This is a genomic window from Sinomonas sp. G460-2, assembly GCF_047759905.1.
Classification (GTDB): Bacteria; Actinomycetota; Actinomycetes; order Actinomycetales; family Micrococcaceae; genus Sinomonas.
In genome coordinates this window covers 1-2,457 of record NZ_JBKZWT010000433.1, presented here as the reverse complement: position 1 = coordinate 2,457, position 2,457 = coordinate 1, and the positions used below count along the sequence as shown (strand labels likewise).

Below are 2,457 nucleotides of genomic sequence, written 5' to 3'. Positions count from 1 at the left end.
GGCGCCGAACCGCACAGCCTGCTCCTGAACCGCGAGATTCCGCGCTCGCAGTACGCGCAGCTCTACGGCCCCACAACCGGCGACCGCGTGCGCCTCGGCGACACCGGCCTGTTCGCCGAGGTCGAGCGCGACCTCACGACGTACGGCGAGGAGGTCGTGTTCGGCGGCGGCAAAGTGCTGCGCGACGGGATGGGGCAGAACGGCCAGGTGACGCGCGCGGGCGACTCGGGCTCGGGCGGCGGCGGTCCCGAAGTCCCCGACACCGTCATCACGAACGCCCTCATCATCGACTACACGGGCATCTACAAGGCGGACGTCGCCCTCCGCGACGGCCACATCCAGGCCATCGGCAAGGCGGGCAACCCGCTCGTGCAGGACGGCGTGGACATCGTGGTCGGCGCGTCCACCGAGATCATCGCGGGGGAGCGGAAGATCCTCACGGCGGGCGGCGTCGACACCCACATCCACTTCATCTCGCCCGAGCAGGTCCCGACGGCGCTCGCGTCCGGCATCACGACGATGATCGGCGGCGGCACCGGCCCGGCTGAGGGCACGAAGGCCACCACGGTCACGCCGGGCGCGTGGCACATCGCCCGCATGCTCGAGGCGGCGGAGGGGCTGCCCATGAACTTCGGCTTCCTCGGCAAGGGCCACGCGAGCCGCACCGAGCCGCTCGCCGAGCAGATCGAGGCCGGCGCGATCGGCCTCAAGATCCACGAGGACTGGGGCGCGACGCACTCGGCGATCGACGCGTCCCTGCGGGTCGCGGACGAGTACGACGTGCAGATCGCGATCCACACCGACACGCTCAACGAGTGCGGCTTCGTCGAGGACACCATCGCCGCGATCGGCGACCGCGTGATCCACACGTTCCATACCGAGGGCGCCGGCGGCGGCCACGCGCCGGACATCATCGCGATCGCGGGCCAGCCGAACGTCCTCCCGGCCTCGACGAACCCCACGATCCCGTTCACGCGCAACACCGCCGAGGAGCACCTCGACATGCTCATGGTGTGCCACCACCTGAGCCCGCAGATCCCCGAGGACGTCGCCTTCGCGGATTCGCGCATCCGGCCCGAGACGATCGCGGCGGAGGATGTGCTCCACGACCTCGGCGTGTTCTCGATCATGTCGAGCGACTCGCAGGCCATGGGCCGCGTGGGCGAGGTCATCACGCGCACGTGGCAGCTCGCGGACAAGATGAAGGCGCAGCGCGGCCCGCTGGCCCCGGCCCGCGACGGCGACCCAGGGCCTGCGGACAACTTCCGGATCAAGCGCTACATCGCGAAGTACACGATCAACCCCGCGATCGCGCAGGGCATCGCGGATTCCGTGGGGTCCGTCGAGGTCGGCAAGTTCGCGGACCTCGTCCTGTGGGACCCCGCCTTCTTCGGGGTCAAGCCGGATCTCGTTGTCAAGGGCGGGACGATCGCGAATTCGGTCATGGGAGATCCGAACGCGTCCATCCCCACGCCGCAGCCCCAGACCCTCCGCATGGCGTGGGCCGCGTACGGGCGCAGCGTCGAAAGCTCCTCGATCACGTTCCTCTCCAAGGCCGCGATCGAGGCGGGCGTGCCCGAACGGCTCGGCCTCCGCAAGCAGATCCGGGCCGTCGGCGGGATCCGATCGCTCCGCAAGGCGGACCTCCCGTTCAACGGCGAGACCCCGCGCCTCGAGGTCGATCCGCAGACGTACGAGGTCAGGGTCGACGGCGAGCTCGCGACGTGCGATCCTGCAGAGACCCTGCCGCTCGCCCAACGCTATTTCCTGTTCTGACCTTGCTCGGGGGGAGCACATGATCGTCACCGAAATCCTCGGCAACGTGCACGACGGCGGCGCCTCCGCCGCGTACGAGGGTCACCATCGCGAACGGGTCGTCCTGCCGAGCGCCGACCTCGCGAGGCGTATCCTGCGCGTGCGCTCCGATCACGGCACGGAGCTCGGGATCCGGCTCCCGGCCGGCGCTCCGGACCTGCGCGACGGCGACATCCTCGCGGCCCAACCGCCCGAGGGCGCCTCGCGCGGGAACGTCATCGTCGTCTCGATCGAGGCGACGGACGTGCTCGTCATCGCGCCGCGCACCGTGGGGGAGGCGCTCTTCGCGGCGCACTCGCTCGGGAACCGGCACCTCCAGGCCCAGTTCTTCGACGCCGCGAGCGAGTATGGGGCCGAGGTCATGGTGTGCCCGTACGACCACACGGTGCGGGATTTCCTGGACCGGCACCGAATTCCGTTCTCGCGCGAGGAGCGGGTCATGGCCGTCCCGTTCCGCCACGCCGAGCACACGCACTGAGCAGCCATGTCCCGGCTCGCGCTCCTGCAGCTCACCGACTCGGCCCTGCCCACGGGCGCGTTCAGTCATTCGTTCGGGCTCGAGGCGTACCTCGAATCCGGCGAGGTCCACGATGAGCCGACGCTGCTCGCGTGGCTCGAGGGCTTCCTCGCGACGCAGCTCAC

The 2,457-nt window shown here is 70.2% G+C and carries 2 protein-coding genes; both read left to right on the top strand.

The window, feature by feature from the left end; all coding sequences use genetic code 11:
* Positions 1-24 precede the first annotated feature (24 nt).
* Positions 25-1,776, top strand: coding sequence for an urease subunit alpha (ureC, locus tag ACLN58_RS20990; RefSeq protein WP_415857163.1), 1,752 nt, complete (start codon positions 25-27; stop codon positions 1,774-1,776).
* A gap of 19 nt (positions 1,777-1,795) precedes the next feature.
* Positions 1,796-2,293, top strand: coding sequence for an urease accessory protein UreE (gene ureE / locus ACLN58_RS20985; protein ID WP_415857162.1), 498 nt, complete (start codon positions 1,796-1,798; stop codon positions 2,291-2,293).
* Positions 2,294-2,457: the final 164 nt, after the last annotated feature.

Excerpts from the sequence above, each read along its gene's own strand:
- ureE (WP_415857162.1), top strand. The coding sequence starts at position 1,796 with ATGATCGTCACCGAAATCCTCGGCAACGTGCACGACGGCGGCGCCTCC.